23 protein-coding genes are annotated in these 20959 nt (G+C 52.6%); 16 read left to right on the top strand and 7 right to left on the bottom strand.

The genetic code is table 11. The features are described from left to right. Positions 1-36: 36 nt before the first annotated feature. Positions 37-855, top strand: coding sequence for a posphoenolpyruvate synthetase regulatory kinase/phosphorylase PpsR (gene ppsR / locus H3L98_RS06665; protein ID WP_027021316.1), 819 nt, complete (start codon positions 37-39; stop codon positions 853-855). Positions 856-896: 41 nt separating this feature from the next. Here ppsR and H3L98_RS06660 read toward each other — a convergent pair whose 3' ends face one another. The 3 genes from H3L98_RS06660 to H3L98_RS06650 all read right to left on the bottom strand — a co-directional run bounded on the left by H3L98_RS06660 (position 897) and on the right by H3L98_RS06650 (position 3801). Continuing rightward, a complete protein-coding gene (locus H3L98_RS06660) occupies positions 897-1373 on the bottom strand; it encodes a DUF4112 domain-containing protein (RefSeq protein WP_027021315.1) in 477 nt (158 codons plus the stop codon). An 83-nt stretch (positions 1374-1456) separates the two neighbouring features. After that, a complete protein-coding gene (locus H3L98_RS06655) occupies positions 1457-2089 on the bottom strand; it encodes a hypothetical protein (protein WP_027021314.1) in 633 nt (210 codons plus the stop codon). After that, a complete protein-coding gene (locus tag H3L98_RS06650) occupies positions 2086-3801 on the bottom strand; it encodes a biotin--[acetyl-CoA-carboxylase] ligase (RefSeq protein WP_027021313.1) in 1716 nt (571 codons plus the stop codon). The genes H3L98_RS06655 and H3L98_RS06650 overlap by 4 nt, the downstream gene beginning before the upstream one ends. A gap of 119 nt (positions 3802-3920) precedes the next feature. On the opposite strand from H3L98_RS06650, the gene truB reads away from it, so the two are divergent. Beyond that, positions 3921-4835, top strand: coding sequence for a tRNA pseudouridine(55) synthase TruB (gene truB, locus H3L98_RS06645; RefSeq protein WP_027021312.1), 915 nt, complete (start codon positions 3921-3923; stop codon positions 4833-4835). A gap of 19 nt (positions 4836-4854) precedes the next feature. Further along, a complete protein-coding gene (locus H3L98_RS06640) occupies positions 4855-5325 on the top strand; it encodes an SMI1/KNR4 family protein (RefSeq protein WP_027021311.1) in 471 nt (156 codons plus the stop codon). 103 nt (positions 5326-5428) lie between these two features. Here the strand turns inward: H3L98_RS06640 and H3L98_RS06635 are convergent, their stop codons facing one another. From H3L98_RS06635 to H3L98_RS06620, 4 genes are all read right to left on the bottom strand, one after another. After that, on the bottom strand, positions 5429-5920 hold the full coding sequence (locus H3L98_RS06635) for an Lrp/AsnC family transcriptional regulator (protein ID WP_027021310.1): 492 nt from the start codon (positions 5918-5920) through the stop codon (positions 5429-5431). A 27-nt stretch (positions 5921-5947) separates the two neighbouring features. Continuing rightward, positions 5948-6562, bottom strand: coding sequence for a lytic transglycosylase domain-containing protein (locus H3L98_RS06630; protein WP_027021309.1), 615 nt, complete (start codon positions 6560-6562; stop codon positions 5948-5950). Positions 6563-6622: 60 nt separating this feature from the next. Then, entirely contained in the window at positions 6623-7153 is a 531-nt protein-coding gene (locus H3L98_RS06625) for an inorganic diphosphatase (RefSeq protein ID WP_027021308.1), read from the bottom strand. A gap of 203 nt (positions 7154-7356) precedes the next feature. Continuing rightward, positions 7357-9642, bottom strand: a complete 2286-nt coding sequence (locus tag H3L98_RS06620) for an NADP-dependent malic enzyme (protein WP_027021307.1) — start codon at positions 9640-9642, stop codon at positions 7357-7359. A 174-nt stretch (positions 9643-9816) separates the two neighbouring features. Here H3L98_RS06620 and purE point away from each other — a divergent pair, with 174 nt between their 5' ends. From purE to H3L98_RS06555, 13 genes are all read left to right on the top strand, one after another. Continuing rightward, entirely contained in the window at positions 9817-10311 is a 495-nt protein-coding gene (gene purE / locus H3L98_RS06615) for a 5-(carboxyamino)imidazole ribonucleotide mutase (RefSeq protein WP_027021306.1), read from the top strand. Positions 10312-10332: 21 nt separating this feature from the next. Beyond that, a complete protein-coding gene (hemH, locus tag H3L98_RS06610) occupies positions 10333-11358 on the top strand; it encodes a ferrochelatase (RefSeq protein ID WP_034333005.1) in 1026 nt (341 codons plus the stop codon). 24 nt (positions 11359-11382) lie between these two features. After that, a complete protein-coding gene (locus tag H3L98_RS06605; RefSeq protein ID WP_027021304.1) occupies positions 11383-11721 on the top strand; it encodes a P-II family nitrogen regulator in 339 nt (112 codons plus the stop codon). Positions 11722-11779: 58 nt separating this feature from the next. Further along, positions 11780-12280, top strand: coding sequence for a DUF456 domain-containing protein (locus H3L98_RS06600; protein ID WP_034333004.1), 501 nt, complete (start codon positions 11780-11782; stop codon positions 12278-12280). A 150-nt stretch (positions 12281-12430) separates the two neighbouring features. Beyond that, positions 12431-13267, top strand: a complete 837-nt coding sequence (ygfZ, locus tag H3L98_RS06595; RefSeq protein WP_027021302.1) for a CAF17-like 4Fe-4S cluster assembly/insertion protein YgfZ — start codon at positions 12431-12433, stop codon at positions 13265-13267. Between the two features lie 12 nt (positions 13268-13279). Continuing rightward, complete coding sequence (locus tag H3L98_RS06590) at positions 13280-13771, top strand: DUF4442 domain-containing protein (RefSeq protein WP_246327795.1); 492 nt, start codon at positions 13280-13282, stop codon at positions 13769-13771. 42 nt (positions 13772-13813) lie between these two features. Beyond that, complete coding sequence (tal, locus tag H3L98_RS06585) at positions 13814-14866, top strand: transaldolase (RefSeq protein ID WP_027021300.1); 1053 nt, start codon at positions 13814-13816, stop codon at positions 14864-14866. Positions 14867-14984: 118 nt separating this feature from the next. Next, the gene (gene metW, locus H3L98_RS06580; protein WP_027021299.1) at positions 14985-15566 is read left to right on the top strand and encodes a methionine biosynthesis protein MetW; all 582 of its coding nucleotides are present in this window, start codon (positions 14985-14987) and stop codon (positions 15564-15566) included. After that, on the top strand, positions 15556-16332 hold the full coding sequence (locus H3L98_RS06575) for a TatD family hydrolase (protein ID WP_027021298.1): 777 nt from the start codon (positions 15556-15558) through the stop codon (positions 16330-16332). The genes metW and H3L98_RS06575 overlap by 11 nt, the downstream gene beginning before the upstream one ends. A gap of 304 nt (positions 16333-16636) precedes the next feature. After that, positions 16637-18256 (top strand): ArnT family glycosyltransferase, encoded by a 1620-nt coding sequence (locus H3L98_RS06570; RefSeq protein ID WP_027021297.1) that lies wholly within the window; start codon positions 16637-16639, stop codon positions 18254-18256. Then, positions 18246-19340 carry a tRNA 2-thiouridine(34) synthase MnmA gene (gene mnmA / locus H3L98_RS06565; RefSeq protein ID WP_027021296.1) on the top strand — a complete coding sequence of 365 codons (1095 nt, stop codon included), beginning with the start codon at positions 18246-18248 and terminating at the stop codon, positions 19338-19340. Before H3L98_RS06570 ends, mnmA begins: the two co-directional genes overlap by 11 nt. 79 nt (positions 19341-19419) lie before the next feature. Then, positions 19420-20331 carry a Dyp-type peroxidase gene (locus tag H3L98_RS06560; RefSeq protein ID WP_027021295.1) on the top strand — a complete coding sequence of 304 codons (912 nt, stop codon included), beginning with the start codon at positions 19420-19422 and terminating at the stop codon, positions 20329-20331. Positions 20332-20337: 6 nt separating this feature from the next. After that, entirely contained in the window at positions 20338-20835 is a 498-nt protein-coding gene (locus H3L98_RS06555; protein ID WP_027021294.1) for a GAF domain-containing protein, read from the top strand. Positions 20836-20959 lie beyond the last annotated feature (124 nt).

The following is a 20959-nucleotide window of genomic DNA, read 5'->3' as shown; positions in this document are numbered from 1 at the left end:
GCGTTTTGTTGTTTATCCAAGCAAAGGAATCCCGCCATGACCCAAGCCCGCCGCCGTGCCTTTTTTGTTTCCGACCGCACAGGCATTACCTCTGAAAACATGGGCGATGCCCTGTTGGAACAGTTTGAAAACATGAAATTTAAACGTTCCACCTACCCCTATGTGGATACCGCCGACAAAGCCCACGGCTTGGTGCAGATTATCAACCGCGCCGCTGAAGAAGACGAAGCGCGTCCTTTGGTGTTTTCCAGCATTGTCAATGACGAAGTGCGCGAAATCGTGAAAACCAGCAAAGGTTTGCATTTGAGTTTTTTTGATGCGTTTTTGGGGGTGTTGGAAGAAGAATTTGGCGTGCGGGCGCGACATTCGGTGCAAAGCCGCGTGCATAATTTGGAACGCTATGATGCGCGTATGGAAGCGGTTAATTTTTCGCTTAACCACGATGATGGCGTGTCCGATAAAAACTTGGAAGAAGCAGATGTGATTTTAATGGGCGTTTCGCGCAGCGGCAAAACACCTACCTGCTTGTATTTGGCGTTGCAATACGGCATCCGCGCCGCCAATTATCCTTTAACGCCCGATGATTTGGACACCACCGACTTGCCGCGCATGGTCAAAAACCACAAGCACAAATTATTTGGTTTAACCATTCAGCCCGAGCGTTTGCACGACATCCGCCAAGAACGCCGTCCCGATTCGCGTTATGCCAATTTAAACACCTGCCGCAATGAAGTGGCAGACGCGCAAGCCATGTTCCGCCGCCACGGCATTCCGTTTACCAATACCACGCATAAATCGGTGGAAGAATTGGCAGTCGCCATTATGCAGGAATGCAAATTAAAACGCCGTTTTTAAATGAAAACAACAGCCTGATTTTTCTTCAGGCTGTTGTTTTTTTAGAATAAGCCCGTTGCGCTTTGCCACAGATACATCAGCACTGCCCACGCCAATTTTGCCAACCAGTATGCCGACACCAGCAGCAGCGCAATCAGTCCCAGCGACACCAGCGCACGGCGGTTCACTTCGCGCACCACTTCGGCATCGCCTGTGGCAAAGCCTTCAATTAACGCCAAATTGCGTTTGTTGGCTTGATAGAAAAAATCCAGCACCGCACCCAAAAAGGGAATCAGACCAATCACGGTGTCTATCAAACCGTTACACAACACCACCAGCGACAAACGCCACGAGCGCAGTTTTACTGCTGCCACATACAGATAAACGGCATTAAAACCTTGTCCAACCGCATCGCCCACCACAGGGAAGAGTCCAATCACGCCGTCCAAACGGTAATCGTCTAAATAACGGCTGACCTGTTTGCAGGCTTGGTAGCTGCGGCTGCGTAATAATTCGGGATAACGGCGGTGTTCGGGCATAGTGTTTTTTTCCTTAAAATGCTCAAAATAAAGTGCAACATGGAAGGGGTTTCCATGTTGCAAATTCACAACAAAATGAGGGTTTAGTGATTGCAGGGGGTGCGGCTTAATTGTCCGTAACGCCCTACCACGCCTTGAATCGCGCCTGCTTCTTGGTCGTTTACCGACATAAACAGGACGTTCATGCGGGCAGAACTTTGTCCGCCGTCTTCGCCACCACCCTGTACCACCTGACGGCTGGCAGCGTGCGGGTATTTACGCAACAAGCCTTTGATGCGGTGATAGTCGTCTTCGGGAATGCTGACACGCGCAGAACAGGCTTTATACTGTACACGCGGCGTACCCAAACGCTCAACGGGTTCGCTGTTGTTGCCCTGTACGCTGATATTACGCACGGCAGGGGCTTTGTGGGCTTTGTCGGCGGTTTTTTCGCGGGACGGGGCGGGTTTGCCCTGCTGGGCTTGAACGGCGCGGCGGTTGGGCTGCTGTACTTGTACATTGCTGCCGTTTACGGCGGCACGTACGGCGCTGGCATTTTGTAAATCGCCTGTGTTAATAATAATTTGTGGGGGCGACACCACTACAGGTTGCTGCTGCGGGGCTTGGGCGTTGCCCTGCGGCTGCGCGGGCAGATACTGCCTGAACACTTTGTTGCCGATAATGGCGGCAAACACGATGATGTTGAGCATCACCAAAATGTAAAACAGATGTCTCATGCTTGTTCAATCCAGTTAAGAAGTCCGAAAATCACCAAATTATCTACAATTTTCACGCTATTGTCTAAAGTAAATTGTTCGGGAAGGGCGCGCGCCACTTTAACTGCGCCGCCGCCGGTGAGTAATACGTCCACGGCTTCGCCGCCGTTACGCGCCTGCAAGCGGCTGTGCATCAGGATTAGCGAGCCACAAACGGCATCCATCATGCCTCCTGCTACGGCATTGGCAGTAGTGGTGGGAAAAGGAAACAGTTTGCCCGGAACGCGGTTCAAATTGGCGGTTTTTAATGCCAGCGATTCTTTCATCAGATGAAACCCCGGCATAATCGTACCACCCAAATAGTGGTTGTCGGTAGTGAGCGCATCCACTGTAACGGCCGTACCACAGCTGACAATCACACAGGCGCGGCTGCTGAAACGGCGACTACCCAACACATTAAACCAACGGTCTGCGCCGTGTTCGGCGGGATTTTGATAGTGGTTGTAAATCCCCAAACCGCGTTTCATCGAGGTTTGCCATTCAATTTTAACGTGCGGCAGCCGCGCTGCCACCATGGCTTGTTTGGCTGCGCCGCACACCGCCGAACCCACCACCCGCGACACCCCCGCGCCATATTGCAGCCATTCATCATGCAATACGTCCAAATTGCGATAAGGCGCGTGATTGGTTGCCACAATATTGCCGTTTTCCACCCACGCCCATTTTAAACGGCTGTTGCCGCCGTCCAACAATAAATAACGCACGGGCGCAGCGGCTTCCGCAGTGTTGTCGTTTGCCAACTGCTGCGGCAGACGCAAGCTGGTTTCGCCGCTGGCAATGCGGATTTCGCCCGCTTCGGTTAAAAGCTGCAACATACCGTCTGCCGCCACACCCGTTACACGCCCTTCGTGCTGAACCGCGCCTTCGTGCAATACTGCCACTTCACGCCCGTGGTCGCGGTGCGCCGCCTGATATGCCGCTTGAAAGGGCGCAAAACCGTGTCCGTCAAACTGCGGCAGGCTTTGGTGCAAACGGCTTAAAATACCGTCCAACAAATCGGCAGGTAAAATTTTCGCTTCGCACACCGATTGCACCGAAGCAGCGTTTTCCACGTCTTTGGGCAGCACAAAATTGATGCCGATGCCGATAACCGCATGAATCTGCTCATCACGGCGCACCGTTTCAATTAAAATCCCGCCCAATTTGTCCAAGCCCGCCACCAAATCATTGGGCCATTTGATTTGCACGGGGCAACCCAAAGCCGCCAATGCCTCACGACACGCCAGCGCCGTGACCAGTGCCAACGCGCCCAATTCGGCACGCTCGCGCCCAAAGGTGTAACCGATGCTGAACATCAGGCATTCGCCCGCACGGCTTTCCCACGCCCTGCCCTGCCGTCCGCGCCCCGCCGTTTGATGATGCGCCACCACCACACGGCGGTGAATGGCTTCGCCGCGTTTGACCGCGTCCAACAAAACCTCGTTGGTAGAAGTGGTTTCGCGCAACACTTCCACACGGAAATGCGGCGCAGTATGATTTTCGGGCAACAACGCCAAAGGGCGCACCAACTGCCAAAAACCGTCTTTCTGGCGCAGCAAACCGCGGATGTGCGGCGGGGTTTGCTGCCACAGGGCATTGAGCAATTCGGGACGGCGACCCGCAGCGTGTGCCAATTCGGTAATGTGGTGGGCTTGGTTGTCGGCAAGGACGGTAAGAAGCGAATGCAGCGGCATAGGACAGTGAAACTTTAAACAAAAAGATTGCGAAACTGTCCATTTTACCCGATTTTGCCGCATTCGGGCGCAAAGCCGTACACAATCGGGTATCATTCGCCTTTTTGCCCACACCCGTCATGACCACCACCACCACACGCCCCGTTCACGGCGTATTATTATTAGACAAACCCCTAGGCATCAGCAGCAACACCGCCCTACAACGCGCCCGCCGCCTGTACCGCGCCGAAAAAGCAGGGCACACAGGCGTATTAGACCCCTTGGCAAGCGGATTACTGCCCGTCTGCTTTGGCGAAGCCGCCAAATTCGCCCAATATTTATTGGATGCCGACAAAGCCTACACCGCCACCCTCAAACTTGGCGAAGCCACCACCACAGGCGATGCCGAAGGCGACATCATCGCCACTGCCCGCAGCGATATAGCTTTAAACGAATTTAAACAATCCTGTACCGCACTCACAGGCACAATCCGCCAAGTTCCCCCCATGTTTTCCGCCCTCAAACACGAAGGCAAACCCCTGTACGAATACGCCCGTCAAGGCATTACCATCGAGCGCAAAGCACGCGACATCACCATCTACCAAATCAACATCAGCGATTTTTCCCCGCCGTTTGCCACGCTGGACGTGCGTTGCAGCAAAGGCACTTATATTCGCACTTTGGCAGAAGACATCGCCAAACACATCGGCACATTCGCCCATTTAAGCGCCCTGCGCCGTACCGCCACCGCTGGTTTTTCGGTTGCCAACGCCCACACTTTAGACCACCTTGCCGAGCTGGGCGAGAATGCCCGTGATGCGCTGTTATTGCCCTGCGATGCCTTGGTAACGCACCTGCCGCGCATTGATGTTTCTGCCGACACCGCCCGCGATGTCCATTGTGGGCGTTTACCCGCTTGGAAGGGCGCAGCACCCGCACACACGCCCTTACGCGCCTACGCGCCCTGCGGCGGATTTGTCGGATTGGTATCCTACTCGCCCGCACATGGCACGCTGAAAGCCGTGCGTTTAATGAGTACACCCAAGTCAGATTAGATTTATCAAGATTTTATTTATGAAACATTTAAAAATCTGGCACGATGAAGGTTCTGTTTCCCGTGCCATTATTGAACGTTTTGCACAACAAGCAGGCGTACAGTTTCCAGAAACGTACATTTCACTCATAAGTCAGCACGATTATTTATATCTTGAAGACAATATTTTTGATTTTGTTAATAGTGATGGCGAAAAAGATGAAAGAGACATTGTATTTTTCGGGTATAAAAGCGAAATAGCAGATGGTTCAAGTATCCATACTGACTCTCAAATCCATGATGAATATGCTTATGGCAATCAAATCATTGCTTTTGGTTGTAGTGGGAATGGCGATTACATTTGCTTTGATTATCGCCATCATTCAAACGAGCCCAGTATTGTTTTAATGTATCATGATCATTTTATTGAAGATGGTTCAGGCAATATCAGAATGCAAGTCAGTCACATAGCCAATAACTTTGATGAGTTTTTACTCAAATTGCATTCCTAGTTAAGCCCACCCTACTGTCATTCACACTTTTTATTTAAAATTAAATATATAAAAAATCCGTACCAAACTTGATATTGGTACGGATTTTTTAAAATACCCTTGTTTAAGGCGCATACCCCGGTTGCAAATGCCCCAAGGGCAGCGATGTGGTGTTTTTGATTTCTTTCAACACAAAGCTGGAATGCGCGTCCAGTACCGCCGTGTGCGACAACAACACGTCCAGCACAAAATGCGAAAACGCCGTCATATCGGTAAAAAAGGCGTGCAGCAGAAAATCGGTTTCGCCCGTGAGCGCGTAACAACCCAATACCTGCTGCCAACCCAATACGGCGCGGGCAAATTCTTCACGCGCATCGGGGGCTTTGTTGATGGACACGCGGATAAACACCTGCAAACCCAAATCCAAACGCGCAGGCGCAAGCAGGGCAGCATAGCGGCGGATAATGCCCGATTCTTCCAACTGCTTGAGACGGCGCAGACACGGCGAGGGCGACAGTGCCACGCGGTCAGACAGCTCCACATTGCTCAAACGCCCGTTTTCCTGCAACACTTGCAGGATTTTCAAATCGGTTTTGTCTAAAGTGATTTGCCCCATTGATGTGTTCCTCTAAACGGTGTGTGTTCAGGCGCGCCATTGCCAGTTGTTCTGCCATGCGCCAATAACGGCATTGGGATATTTATCGCTGCCCAAACTGCCGTTGTAACGGGCAAGGGCGCGGCGCATATTGCCGTTTTCCAAATTATTATAGTGGCGCAAAATGGTGCAGCCGTAGCGCAAATTGGTACGCATATCAAACAGGTTATGATTTTGTTTGCCGATGTATTTCTGCCAAAACGGCATCACCTGCATCAACCCTTTGGCACCCACATTGCTCACGGCGTATTGACGGAAATTGCTTTCTACTTCAATCAGCCCCAAAATTAGCTGCACATCCAAATCGGCGCGGGTGGCTTCGTATTGAATCATGGTGAGCATGCGGCGGCGTTCCCACTCGCCCGCAGGCGGAAACCGCGCCAGCCGTGCCGACATATCGTTCAGCCAACGTTGTCCGTCTATGGCACGGGAAAACACCAAACGCGGCGGGCTGGCGTGTTCCACCGAGCCGCGCATCACGCTGGCAACGTCATCAGACAGGGTTTCTTCGCGCTGTGCGCCCGCACGCAGTGGCACGGGCAACAAAGTAGCAGCACCGCCCAGCAGCAGCAGGCGGCGCGATACATTGGGTTGGGTGGTCATGGCAGTGGTGTCAAAAAAAATCGGTTGTGCATCAAGCGGGCAAACTGCCCGCTACCCAATTTAACGTTGCTGCCAACGCGCCTGTGATTCACGAATCACGGCTTTGGCTTCATCAATATCGCCCCAGTGTTCCACTTTGGTGGTGCCTGCTTTTTTCAAATCTTTGTAGTGGTTAAAGTGAAACTCAATTTGCTTAATCAGTTGCGCGGGCAAATCGTCCAAAGTTTGAATGGCATTACCTGTGTGGCGGTCGTCAGCGGGAACAACCACAATTTTATCGTCCACTTCGCCGTCATCAACAAACTTCATCACGCCGATAATACGCGCTTCCAAGAAAATACCAGTAGGCAGCGGCGTGTCGGTAATAATCAGTGCGTCCAATTCATCGCCGTCTTCGTCCAAAGTTTGCGGGATAAAACCATAATTGGTGGGCTTGGCAAACAGCTGCGGTTCAACACGGTCCAACTGCATCACGGCTAATTTGCGGTTCCATTCAATTTTGTGGTTGGAACCCTGCGGAATTTCTACTACCACATTGATGATGCCGCCGTCCACATCGCCCGCGTCTAAAATCTGGTTAAAGTCTGCCATAATTGCTGTTCCTAATACTTGCGATAAAAACGGTAATTTTACGATGTTTCGGCAATTGCGCCAATCCTTACATCAACATACATATAAACCATTGTTTTTCATTAAATCCAAAAACAATCAATTCATCACAAAAAAACCAAAGCCCTGCACGGATTCGCACAGGGCTTTTGTTTTAAGGGGATTTAAAAAACCAGCAAGTTGTTTTATTTATCCCACAGTTGCGCATCAACCGCCGTTAATGCCACCATATTAACGATACGGCGCACGGTAGATTGCGGGGTGATAATGTGAACGGGTTTGTTCATACCCATCAAAATCGGTCCAACGGTAATGCCGTTGGTGGCGTGAACACGCATCAGGTTGTAGCTGATGTTTGCCGCTTCCACATTCGGCATCATCAACACATTGGCTGCGCCGTGCAGGGTGGTTTCGGGGAAGGTTTGCTTACGCAGTTCGTCGTCCAACGCCAAATCTGCCTGCATTTCGCCGTCCACTTCCAAATCGGGCGCCCATTCGCGCAACATTTCCAATGCCTGCTGCATTTTGGTGCTGTCTTTGTCCACATGCGAACCAAAATTGGAATTGGACACCAGCGCCACTTTGGGCTGAATACCGAAACGTTTGATTTCTTTGGCACACATTAAGGTATTGCGGGCAACCTGTTCGGCGGTGGGGTCGTGAATCACATAGGTATCGGCGATAAAGAAATTGCCTTTATTGGTAATCACGGCGTTCATGGCACAGGCGTTGCGTTCGGGATTGTCGTAACCGATGACTTCTTCCATGATTTCAAAGTGGTCGTAAAAACGCCCCATCGTACCGCACACCATGCCGTCGGCATGACCCAAACGCACCATTGCCGCGCCCACCAAAGTGGTGTTGGCAACCACGCGGCGGCGTGCCATTTTGGCGGTTACGCCACGGCGTTTGAGCAGGTCGTAATACAGCTGCCAGCTTTCTTCGTAATAGGGGTTGTCGGTTAAATCCACCAATTCAAAATCTTTGCCTGCCTGAATGGTTAAACCCTGTGCTTGCAAACGCTGCTCCACAATCTCTTTGCGCCCCACCAAAATCGGGAACGCCAGTTTTTGGGTCACAATTTGTTGCGCGGCGTGCAATACGCGCTCGTCTTCGCCTTCTGCCAACACAATGCGTTTGACTTCTTTTTTGGCTTGTGAGAACACGGGGCGCATAAACAGGCTGGTTTTGTAGATTTGCTGGTTCAGTTTTTCTACATAAGCGTCCATATCGGCAATCGGACGGGTGGCAACGCCCGAATCCATCGCGGCTTGGGCCACGGCAGGGGCAATACAGGCAATCAGGCGCGGGTCAAACGGTTTGGGAATCAGGTATTCCGCACCGAATTTCAGCTCTTCGCCGCCGTATGCGCCTGCCACTACGTCGTTGGACTCTGCCATCGCCAAATCGGCAATGGCGTGGACACAGGCGAGTTTCATTTCTTCGTTAATGGTGGTTGCGCCTACGTCCAGCGCACCACGGAAGATAAACGGAAAGCACAATACATTATTGACTTGGTTGGGGAAATCGGAACGTCCTGTGCCGATAATCACGTCGGGGCGCACGGCTTTGGCTTCGGGCGGCCAAATTTCAGGCTGCGGGTTCGCCAAGGCAAACACCATCGGATTTTCCGCCATGGTTTGCAACATTTCGGGTTTCAACACGTTTGCGCCCGACAAGCCCAAGAAAATGTCTTTGCCCGTAACGGCATCGCCCAATACGCGCTGACCATTGTCGGCAATGGCGTAACGGACTTTGGATTCGTCCATGCGTTCGCGGTCTTCGCGGGTTTGGTAAATCACGCCTTTGGAATCGCATACGGTGATGTTTTCGCGTTCCATGCCCAAGGCAACGAGCAAATCCAAGCAGGCAATCGCGGCTGCACCCGCGCCCGAACACACCAAAGTGACTTCGGCAATGTCTTTTTTAATCAGGCGCAAGCCGTTGAGTACGGCGGCGGCGGTAATAATGGCGGTACCGTGCTGGTCGTCGTGGAACACGGGGATATTGCAACGTTCGCGCAGTTTTTTCTCAATGTAAAAACACTCGGGGGCTTTGATGTCTTCCAAATTGATGCCGCCGAAGGTGGGCTCTAAAGCGGCGATAATGTCCACCAGTTTGTCGGGGTCGGTTTCGTTGACTTCAATATCAAATACGTCAATATTGGCAAACTTTTTAAACAATACGCCTTTGCCTTCCATTACGGGCTTGCCCGCCAATGCGCCGATATTGCCCAAACCCAGCACTGCCGTGCCGTTGGAAATCACGGCAACCAAATTGCCACGGGCGGTGTATTTGTAGGCGGCAAGCGGGTCGGCGTGAATTTCCATACACGGTGCGGCAACACCCGGTGAATACGCCAATGCCAAATCGTGTTGGGTTGCCAAAGGCTTGGTGGGGGCAACTTGGATTTTGCCCGGATTGGGGTATTCGTGAAAATGAAGGGCGGCTTCTTTGATATGCTCGTCCATAAGGCGGCTCGCTTTCTGTTCGCTAGTGGTAAATGGCGGCGATTTTACTCCCAAAAACCGTGTGGCTGAAAGCGTTGGCACGATATTTTCGCCATAGTCGGCGAATATTGCCTAATCAAAGGGGCGGCGATACAATCCAGCCCATTCTTTCCCATTCAAACAAGGAATCCCGCCATGACCGCCATCGGCATTATCATGGGCAGCAACAGCGATTGGCCCGTAATGGAACACGCCGCCCGTATCTTGGAACAATTCGGCGTAACCTATGAAGCCCGCGTGGTGTCGGCACACCGCACCCCCGATTTGATGTTTGACTACGCCAAATCCGCCCGCGAACGCGGTTTACAAGCCATTATTGCAGGCGCAGGCGGCGCGGCGCATCTGCCTGGCATGGTTGCCAGCCAAACCACCCTGCCCGTACTCGGCGTACCCGTTCCCAGCAAATACCTGCGCGGCGAAGATTCGCTGCTGTCCATTGTGCAAATGCCCAAAGGCGTACCCGTTGCCACATTTGCCATCGGCGAAGCAGGCGCAGCCAATGCCGCCCTGTTTGCCGTCTCGCTGCTTGCCAACCAACAGCCCGAATTGGCACAAAAACTGGCAGACTTCCGCCGCAGCCAAAGCGAAACCGTGCTGGCAATGAACCTGCCCCCCGTTTCCCCCGCCTAATTTTTAAAAATCCAAAATATCATGAGCTTCCACACCGAACCCCACATCACCTTTGAACAACAAAACAAAACAGGCATTCTGCTGATGAACCTCGGCACGCCCGAACGCCCCAGCCCCGAAGCCCTCAAACCCTATTTGCGCCGCTTTTTGTCCGACAAACGCGTGGTAGAACTGCCGTCTTTCCTTTGGAAACCCATTTTGTTTGGCGCAGTGATTCCCCTGCGCGTCAAACACGTTGCCGAAAACTATGAACGCGTATGGCTGAACGAAGGCTCGCCCCTGCAAGTGTTTACCGAACGCCAGCGCGATGGTCTGCGCCAACGCCTGCCGCAGGATTTATATATTGAATACGCCATGACCTACAGCGAACCCCTTGTTTCGCAAGCCCTTGCCAAACTCAAAGCCAACGGCGTCGGGCGCGTACTCGTTTTGCCCCTGTATCCCCAATACGCCGCCAGCAGCAGCGCCGCCGCCATTGATAAAGTTTTAAAAGAACTGCTCAAACAGCGCAACCAAATGTCGGTACGCACCGTTACCCGCTTTTACGACCACGAAGGCTACATCAAAGCCCTCGCCGCCCAAATCCGCAACTACCGTGCCGAACACGGCGCAGGCGACTTGCTGATGTTCAGTTTCCACGGCATTCCCCAAGCCCAACACGACAAAGGCGACCCCTACCCCCACGAATGCCGCAAAACCGCCCAACTGGTTGCCGCCGAACTGGGTTTGGGCGAACAAGACTACACCGTGTCTTTCCAAAGCCAATTCGGCAAAGCTAAATGGATTGGACCGTCCACCCAAGACTTATTTGTTTCGCTGCCGAAAAAACAAAAAATCAAAAAATTAGACGTGATTTGCCCCGGATTTGTCTCCGACTGCTTGGAAACCATGGAAGAAATCGCCATCGCAGGGCGCGAAGAATTTTTTGCCAACGGCGGCGAACAATTCCACTACATTCCCTGCCTGAACGACAACCCCGATTGGCTGGACGCACTTGCCGACTTGGCACGCGACAACCTGCAAGGCTGGGTAAGCTACAACCTGTAACCCCTCATCCTCAAAGGACAAAAAATGAAAAAAATTGAAGCTGTTATCAAACCCTTTAAACTGGACGACGTGCGCGAAGCCCTTACCGAAATCGGCATTACCGGCATGACCGTCAGCGAAGTCAAAGGTTTCGGGCGACAACGCGGGCATACCGAAATCTATCGCGGCGCAGAATATGCCGTTGATTTTCTGCCAAAAGTCAAAATTGAATTGGTGTTGCCCGATGAGCAGGTGGAACGCGCCGTAGAAACCATTATTGAAACCGCCCGTTCAGGCAAAATCGGCGACGGCAAAATCTTTATCCTGCCCGTGGAAGAAGTCATCCGCATCCGCACCGGCGAAACGGCAGAAGCAGCAGTATAAACCTTGTTTTTTCCACACCTGCAACCATCTTGATGTTTTTCCCACATGTAACACCCTGATGACCCTGCTTACCGTTTTACTAATTGTCCTTGCCCTAACCCTGCTGCTGGCAGGCGCGGCAGGGACGGTTTATCCTGCCCTGCCTGGATTGCCGATGATGTTCGGTGGTGCATGGCTGCTGGCGTATGCCCAAGATTACCAAATCATTACCGTGTGGACGCTGATTCTGCTGCTGTTGCCCACGCTGTTTGGCATGGCGATGGATTTTGTTGCGGGGATGTTGGGCGCAAAATACACGGGCGCAGACAAACAGGCGGTTTGGGGCGCGTTTATCGGTGGTATTGCGGGGATTTTTTTCGGGATAATCGGACTGCTGCTCGGCCCACTGATTGGCGCAGCCATCGGCGAATTTATTGCCAAACGCGATTTGCTGAAAGCAGGCAAGGTTGGCATCGGCACATTTGTCGGTTTTGTGGTGGGAACGGCAGCCAAAATCGGCGCGGCGTTAGTGATTGTGCTGGTGGTGGCAGCGCAGTATGTGGTGCATTGGTGGGCGTAATCCCCAAAGCATGCCAACTTAATATAGTTGATGAAAATAAAAACGAGACAAGGCGGAAACGCCCGCCGTGTACGCATAGTACATCAGGGCGTTGGCAACGCGGTATCGTTGCGATTTTAATCAACTATAAAAAACATAAAGGACAATATGATGACACACACCCAACTTCCCTTTTTCGCTGTGGTGCGCGTATCGGGCGCAGACTGCCGTGATTTTCTTCACCGCCAATTATCTAACGACATCAATAATCTGCCCGACCAACACGCGTGTTATGCCACCTACAATACCCCCAAAGGGCGTGTAATTGCCAATATGCTGGCCTACCGCCAAGGCGATGAAATTTTGCTGGCATTGGCGGCGGATATGGCGGAAAGCGTGGTCAAACGCTTAAAAATGTTTGTGCTGCGCTCGCAAGTGCAATTGGAAATTTTGGCGGATTGGGGTGCAGCAGGGCAGTTACACGCGGATGCGCCGATTGTGTTTGCCGATGCGCCCGCGCTGGTGTTGTCCGCCGCGCAAGGACAAATCGCCCTGCCCCACGGCGGCACATTTACCCTTGCCCCGCTTGCCGAACTGCCGCCGTATGATGCCGCTGCCGAAGCGGTGTGGAACACACACGAAATCCGTTGCGGTTATCCGTGGATTGCCGCTGCCACCACCGAAAGCTGCGTGGCGCAAATGCTGAACCAGCACACCATCGGTGGCGTCCATTTCCGCAAAGGCTGTTATCCGGGGCAGGAAATCATCGCACGGGCGCAATACCGAGGGCAGGTTAAACGCGGCTTGGCGGTGCTGACAGGCACGTCCCCGCTCACAGCAGGCGATAAATTAACCGACCCCGCAGGCGCGGAAGCAGGTATTGTGATTAACGCGCAAGACAACATCGCTTTGGCAGTGATTAAATACGCTGCCAACGAAATCTGCGACAGCACGGGCGCAACTTTGGCGTTTGAACAGCGTTTTTTTGATTTGGGCGAAAGCGAGTAAGCCATGTTGCCCATGCCGAAAAAACCGTTAAAAACCGCCGAAGCCACGCGCCGCCGCATCAATTTGTGGACACCCTTATTATTCAGCGGCATACAGATTACCCATCTTTCCGAAGACTACACCCATTGCCGCGCCCGTCTGCGCGATTGGCGCATTACCAAAAACTCACACGGTTCGCAGTTTGGCGGCAGCCTGTTTGCGCTCACCGACCCCATTTACGCCATGATGCTCAACTGCATTTTCGGGCAAACCCATTATGTGTGGGACAAATCCGCCGAAATTGAGTTTGTCAAACCAGGTTATGGCGCGGTTTATTTGGATTGCTCCATAGATGCCTACACGGTGGAACACATCAAAAACGCCACTGCCAACGGCGAAAAATACCTGCCCGATTTTACCGTGCGCCTGTTTGACGAAGCAGGCGACACCATCGCACTGGTCAAGCGCACCATTTATCTGCGCCTGAAAAAAGAACTGCGCCCGCAACAGCAACACATAGGCTAAAATCTGCTTTATTAACCATTGATTACACAGGATACACACAGCATGAGTATTTTAAAAGAAGTCAAACAATTGGGTCAGCAAATCTGGCTGGACAACCTTTCACGTTCATTGCTGCGCCAAGGCACGCTGGCAGACATGTTGGCGCAAGGCGTGTGTGGGGTAACGTCCAATCCCGCCATTTTTCAAAAAGCCTTTTCCAGCGACCCGCTGTATGCAGACGACATCGCCGCGCTGAAAGACGAAGGCAAAACCGCCGCTGAAATTTACGAAACCCTTGCCGTTGCCGATGTACAGGCAGCTTGCGACATCTGTCGTGCCGAATTTGATGCTGCGAACGGCAGCAGCGGTTTTGTCAGTTTGGAAGTATCGCCCGCGCTGGCGCACGACACCGCAGGCACGGTTGCCGAAGCCAAACGCCTGCACGCCGCCATCGCCCGCCCCAATGCCATGATTAAAATCCCCGCCACCGAAGCAGGCATTGCCGCCGTGCGCGAACTGATTCAGGCAGGCATCAACATCAATGTTACCCTGCTGTTTTCCCACGACCAAACCCAACGCGCCTGCGCCGCCTATTGGGACGGCATCGCTGCCCGTGCCGAAGCAGGTTTGCCCGTTCATCAAATTCACATGGTTGCCAGTTTCTTTATTTCGCGCATTGATGCCGCTGTGGACGACAGCTTGCCCGAAGCCCTGCGCGGCAAAACCGCCATTGCCCTTGCCAAAACCGCCTACCGCGATTGGCAACACAGCTTAAACGCCTATTCCAAGCTGCTGCAAAGCCATCACGCCCATCCCCCACGCCTGCTGTGGGCTTCCACAGGCGTAAAAAATCCCGCCTACCCCGCCACCCTGTATATTGATGAATTGATTGGCGAACACACCGTCAATACCGTTCCCGATGCCACCTTAAACGCCTTTATCAGTCAAGGCACGGCACGCGCCACTTTAAGCGAAAACGTAGATGCCGCTGCCGAAGTGCTGGCACAAGTACAGGCTGCGGGCGTGGATTTGGACGCGCTGGCAACCCGTTTGCAGGCAGACGGACTGAAGCAATTTGAAGATGCTTTTGCCAAATTATTGGCTGCATTGGATTAAATACCCTGATAACAGGCTAATCCGTTTGGCAAACGCGCAAATTTGTTTCACAATACGCACGTTTGCCGTTTTTTTATGAAAAACAGAACGGCACTTTCCCACCCAATAAAGAAAAACCATGAATTTACGCGATGATTTACAATTGATTTACGACTGGATTCCCTCAGGCAGCCACGTTTTGGATTTGGGTTGCGGCAAGGGCGAGCTGCTGTCTGCACTTACCCAACACAAAAACTGCACGGGTTACGGCGTAGAAATTGACACCGACAGCGTACAAGCCGCCATCGAGCGCGGGGTAAACGTGATTCAAGCCGATTTGGAACGCGGTTTGGACGCGTTCGCCGACCACAGTTTTGACGTACTGGTACTCAGTCAAACCCTGCAAGCCATGCAAAACACCCAAGCCATTTTGCGCGAACTCACCCGCATTGCCAAACAAGCTGTGGTCAGCTTTCCCAATTTCGGCTATTGGCGCAACCGTTTACAAATTCTGTTAGACGGACGCATGCCCGTCAGCGAACGCATGCCCCATCACTGGTACGACACCCCCAATATTCACCTTTGCACCCTGCACGATTTTGAACGCCTGTGCGCCCGCAACAATGTGCGGATTTTGGAACGCGCCGTGATGCGTGGCGGTATGCGTGTGGAACATTTGCCTAATTTATTGGGCAGTTTGGCATTTTACCGTGTCGGCTGAAACTTGGGCGCTCACCGACAGCCATTGTCATCTTGCCGAAGATGTGCTGTTTGCGCAATTGCCCGATATCATCGCCGCCGCCAAACAAGCGGGCGTGAGCCGTTTTTTAGTTCCCGCCGTGCGCCGCCGCGATTGGGAAAGAGTCGTCCAGCTATCGCACCTGCCCGAAGTGTGCGCCGCTGCGCTGGGTTTACATCCTTGGTTTGATGTGGAAAATCCCGCAGACGATTTGGCGGCATTGGCACAGGCTTTGCAGCAATATCCTGCGCTGTGGGTGGGCGAAATCGGTTTGGATTTTCACCGCGCCAGCGATGCCGAAGCCCGCGCCCGTCAAACGCAACGCTTTGTTGCTCAATTGGATTTGGCGCAGCAATACCAACGCCCGATTGTGCTGCATCATGTACGCGCCGGCGCTGCCGTGTTTGCCGCGTTTCAGCAAACGGGTTTTAAACAAGGCGGTATCGCCCATGCGTTTTCGGGTAGCGTGGAAACCGCACAATTATTTATCAAACAAGGTTTTAAAATCGGCATTGGCATGATGTTGCTCAACCCGAATGCCAAAAAACTGCACCACGCCGCCGCTGTTTTGCCTTTAGATGCACTGGTTTTGGAAACCGACAGCCCCTTTATGCGGCGCGATGCCGTTAATACGCCCGCAAACGTGCGCCAAGTAGCGGAAACATTGGCACAATTACGCGGCGAAAGCTTGGCAAACATTGCCATGCAAACCGAAGCCAACTTAAACAGATTGTTTTTTAAAAATTAATTTCAATATCCCAAGCAAAAAAAGCCCTATATCCACTCATTTCATTAATTGATGCATGTACCATAGTAACCAATTATATCCACCTCTAAATTTATTAGAATTTATTCCATTAAATACATAGAAAAAGTTCCTAGCAGTCTAAAAAAGTGCAACACCATCCATAAGTTAAACGTTACTTAAATTTATATTATACAATATATCTATTATATAGCTAGTTAATCAATCAATTTTCCAATCATCGGCTGTCGGTATATGATGCACTTTAGGCTATAATATCGCCCCCGCTGATTGCTTGGTTTTTGTGATGCTGACCCGCCTGCCCCCCGAACATTGCCGCCCCGCCCCTTCTGCCCGCGAATCGGTGTGGTTGTTGCTGCTGATGGCGTTTGCGTGGTTGTGGCCAGGTGTGTTTTCGCATGATTTGTGGAATCCCGCCGAACCGCAATTATTTGCCGTGATTAGCGAAACGGCAGATAAAACAGCTTGGCTGCCCACTTTGCAGGGCGAACCGTATTTTCAAGTTGCGCCCGTGTATGTGTGGTTGGCAAAGACGTGGCAAACGCTGTTGTCGCCGCATTGGGCAGATGCTTACGCGGCGGCGCGTTTTGCCAGTGTGTCGTTTACCGCACTGGGACTGACGGCGGCGGGCATGAGTGCGTATTTATTGTTCGGACGCTACTGCGGGCGGGCTACGGTATTGATTTTAATCGGCTCGGCGGGTATGTTGGGCATGGGGCATTTTTTGGGGGCAATGTCGGTGGTGTTTGCGGGAACGGCACTGGCGTTGTGGGGCATGGCGTGGCTGCGGCGCAACACGGCGGCGGGGATTATCGTAACGGCGGCAGGCGCGGTGCTATTGGGGCAGTCGGCGGGTTGGTTGGCGGCGGCGGGGGTGATGGCGGTATTGCTGTTGTGGCTGCGGTATTCGCCTTGTGAAGCGCGACAAGGTTTGGTAGCGGCATTGGTGGGATTACCCGTGTGTGTGTTGCCTGCTTTGGCGGTGCAGTTGGCGGTATTAGCGAAAACCGATGCGGTGGCGTTTGATTTGTATGTGCATCATTATTTGTTTGGCGCGTTTGGCGGTATGGCGGGGCTGAAAGCAGGATTTTACGGCGGCTATTATCTGCAAAACCTGCTGTGGTTTGCCTTTCCCGCATGGGCGTTGGCGGGGTGGACGGCGCATTCGGGCAAACATTTGCTGCGCCAGCCGTCTGCGCGACTGCTGCTGTGTTGGGCGGCGGTGTTTGTGCCGTTTGTGCTGTTGCAGCCGCAGCGTTTTCAAGACCATTTATTGCTGCTGCTGCCTGCTTTGGCGGTGTTTGGTTCGGCGCGACTGGATTATCTGCGCCGTGGCGTGGCGGCGTTTTTAAACTGGTTCGGCATTGCTGCGTTTGGTGCGGCGGCGTTGTTTTTGTGGTTGGGTTTTTTGGCGATGAACTTTGGTTTTCCCGCCAAGCTCGCCGAACGCGCCGCCTATTTCAGCCCCGATTACTTGCCTAAAATCAGCCCTTTTCCCATTACCGTGGCATTGTTGTTTACCCCGCTGTGGGTGTGGGCGATTACTCGCAAACACATTCGCGGACGGCAGGCAGTGAGCAATTGGGCGGCAGGCGTGACGCTGGTGTGGGCATTATTGATGACCTTGTTTTTACCGTGGCTAGACGCTGCCAAAAGCTACCGTCCCCTTGTGGCAAAAATTGAAGCTGCCTTGCCCGCAGGCGAATGTCTGTCTATTGACCCCCACGCCAGCGAAGCCGCTTTGGCATGGGCGCAATACGCCACCGTTCCCGCTGCTGCGCATTGCCGTTACCGTTTGCGCCAATACAACCCGCAGCAGCAACACGCCCCCGCAGGCAAAACCGTTTGGCAGGGGCGGCGACCGCGCAACAAAACCGAAGCCTTTGTTTTAATTGATACCCAATAAAGATTTAGAGAACACCATGTCACAACACATTATTGTCGGATTGTCCGGCGGCGTTGATTCTTCCGTAGCCGCGCACCTGCTGCAACAGCAAGGCAATCACGTTCACGGTATTTTTATGCAAAACTGGGAAGATGACGACAACGACCAATATTGCAGCATCAAACAAGATGCATTAGATGCCGTTGCCGTTGCCGACCTGCTGGGCATAGATATAGACATCGTGAATTTTGCCGACCAATACAAAGACCGCGTATTCCGTTATTTTTTAGAAGAATACCAAGCAGGACGTACCCCCAATCCCGATGTTTTGTGCAATGCCGAAATCAAATTTACCTGCTTTTTGCAACACGCCCTGCAACAAGGCGCAGAAGCCATTGCCACAGGGCATTACGCCCGCAAAACCGTGCGCGATGGCGTACACCTGCTGCAAAAAGGCTGCGACAACAACAAAGACCAAAGCTATTTTTTATACCGTTTACAACCGCAACAGCTGCAATACGCCCTGTTCCCCTTGGGCGAAATGGAAAAACCGCAAGTGCGCCACCTTGCCGCCGAATTACGTCTGCCCACCGCCGCCAAAAAAGACAGCACGGGCATCTGCTTTATCGGCGAACGCCCCTTCCGTGCCTTTTTGCAGCAATACCTGCCTACCCGTGCAGGGCGCATGGTCACCCCCGAAGGCAAAACCATAGGCGAACACATCGGATTGATGTTTTACACCCTCGGACAGCGCAAAGGTTTAGGCATTGGCGGCGCGGGCGAAGCATGGTTTGTGGCGGGCAAAAATTTGGCGGATAACGAATTAATCGTGGTACAGGGACACGACCATCCGCTGTTGTACAGCCGCAGCCTGTGCATGAACCGTTTAAGTTGGACACAGGGCGAAGCCCCCGCCGCAGGACGCTATACCTGCAAAACCCGTTACCGCATGGCAGATGCGCTTTGTACCTTGCAATACAGCGGCGAAGACCGCGCCGAACTGCATTTTGACGACCCGCAATGGGCAGTCACACCAGGGCAGTCTGCCGTGCTGTATGACGGCGATATCTGCTTGGGTGGTGGCATCATTGAGTCTGCCTCCTAAACCCGCCCCGTTGCGTTATCCGCCGCTTTTGTTACAATCTGCCTGATTTCCCTTTTAATAAACAGATTCGGACACCACCATGAGCACCCCGCAAACCGCCATTATTCCCGACCACTGCACCGCAGGCATATTTATTGAAGCACAAATCCGTCAGCCCCAAGCCATTGCCACTGCTGCGAAACAAGCATTAGCCGCTTTAAACGATTTACAAAACCGTTTCCCCGACAACCGTTTGGGCATGAGCATCGGTTTTGGTGCTGATTTTTGGCGCAGCCTTAATCACGCAGACGAAGGCGCAGAACTGAAAAACTTTACCCCTTTGGGTCAAGGCGCAGCAGCAGCCACCCAGCACGATTTGATGATTCATATCCAGTCTTTGTGCCACGACACCAATTTCACCCTTGCCCAAGCCGTGTTGAGTGCCTTTGGCGATGCGGTGGAAGTGAAAACCGAAGAACACGGTTTCCGCCGTTATCAGGAACGCGGTTTAGACGGTTTTATTGACGGTACGGAAAACCCGCAGGGCGATGACGATATCCGCACTGTTGGCACGATTGGCGAGGGTGCAGCCGATGCGGGTGGCAGCTATGCCGTTTTGCAAAAATACCGCCACGATTTGAAAAAATGGAACGGTTTTTCATTGGCGCAACAAGAAGAAGCCATCGGGCGCAGCAAAGAAGAAGACATTGAATTTGAAGGAGAACAGCTTCACCCCGAAGCCCACATTGCCCGTGTAAATTTAAAAGAAAACGGCGTGGGTTTGAAAATTGTGCGCCGCAGTCTGCCGTTTGGCAAAGTTTCGGGCGAACACGGTTTGATGTTTATTGCTTACAGTGCGCGTTTGCACAATATTGAGCAGCAATTATTGAGCATGTTTGGCGACAGCGCAGACGGGCGCACCGATTTGATGTTGCAGCGTTTAACCCAAGCCGTATCGGGGGCATATTATTTTGTGCCTTCGGTGGAACGTTTGAATCATTTGGCGGATTGAAAGTATATGCACGAATTTTCCCTTGCTGCCGATTTACCTAAAGCGCAGCGTTATGCCGAACTGCTGCCGCAAATCCGCGCCATGCTTGACCCCGAACCCGAATTGCTCAACGCCGCTTTAGGCAATGTGTGTGCGGTGCTGAAAGAACAGTTTGATTGGCTGTGGGTGGGTTTTTATTTAGTCAATGACGAACAAAACGAATTATTGCTCGCACCGTTTCAAGGTCCGCCTGCCTGCACCCGCATTGCCAAAGGGCGTGGCGTGTGTGGGCAGGCATGGGGGCAGGCGCAAACCCTAGTGGTGGCAGACGTATCCGTCCACCCCGACCACATCGCCTGTTCTTCGCGTTCGCGTTCGGAAATTGTGGTGCCGCTGTATCGGCGCAACGGCGACATCGCAGGTGTGTTGGATGTGGATGCGGAAAGCGTGGGCGCATTTGACCAAACCGATGCCGAATGGCTGGAAAAAGTGTGCGCGGCGATAACGGAAACCGCAGCATTGTAATTTTCCGCCGCATAAGCAAATAAACACGCCCTAATACACGCAGACCTTGTGTCTGCGTGTTTTCACGTCTGCGCCAAAATCTGTTACACTGCGTTTCCCCTTTTTTACAGCAGTAGGAAATACC

Source organism: Conchiformibius steedae (assembly GCF_014054725.1).
Lineage (GTDB): Bacteria > Pseudomonadota > Gammaproteobacteria > Burkholderiales > Neisseriaceae > Conchiformibius > Conchiformibius steedae.
This window is presented reverse-complemented; position numbering and strand designations above follow the sequence as displayed.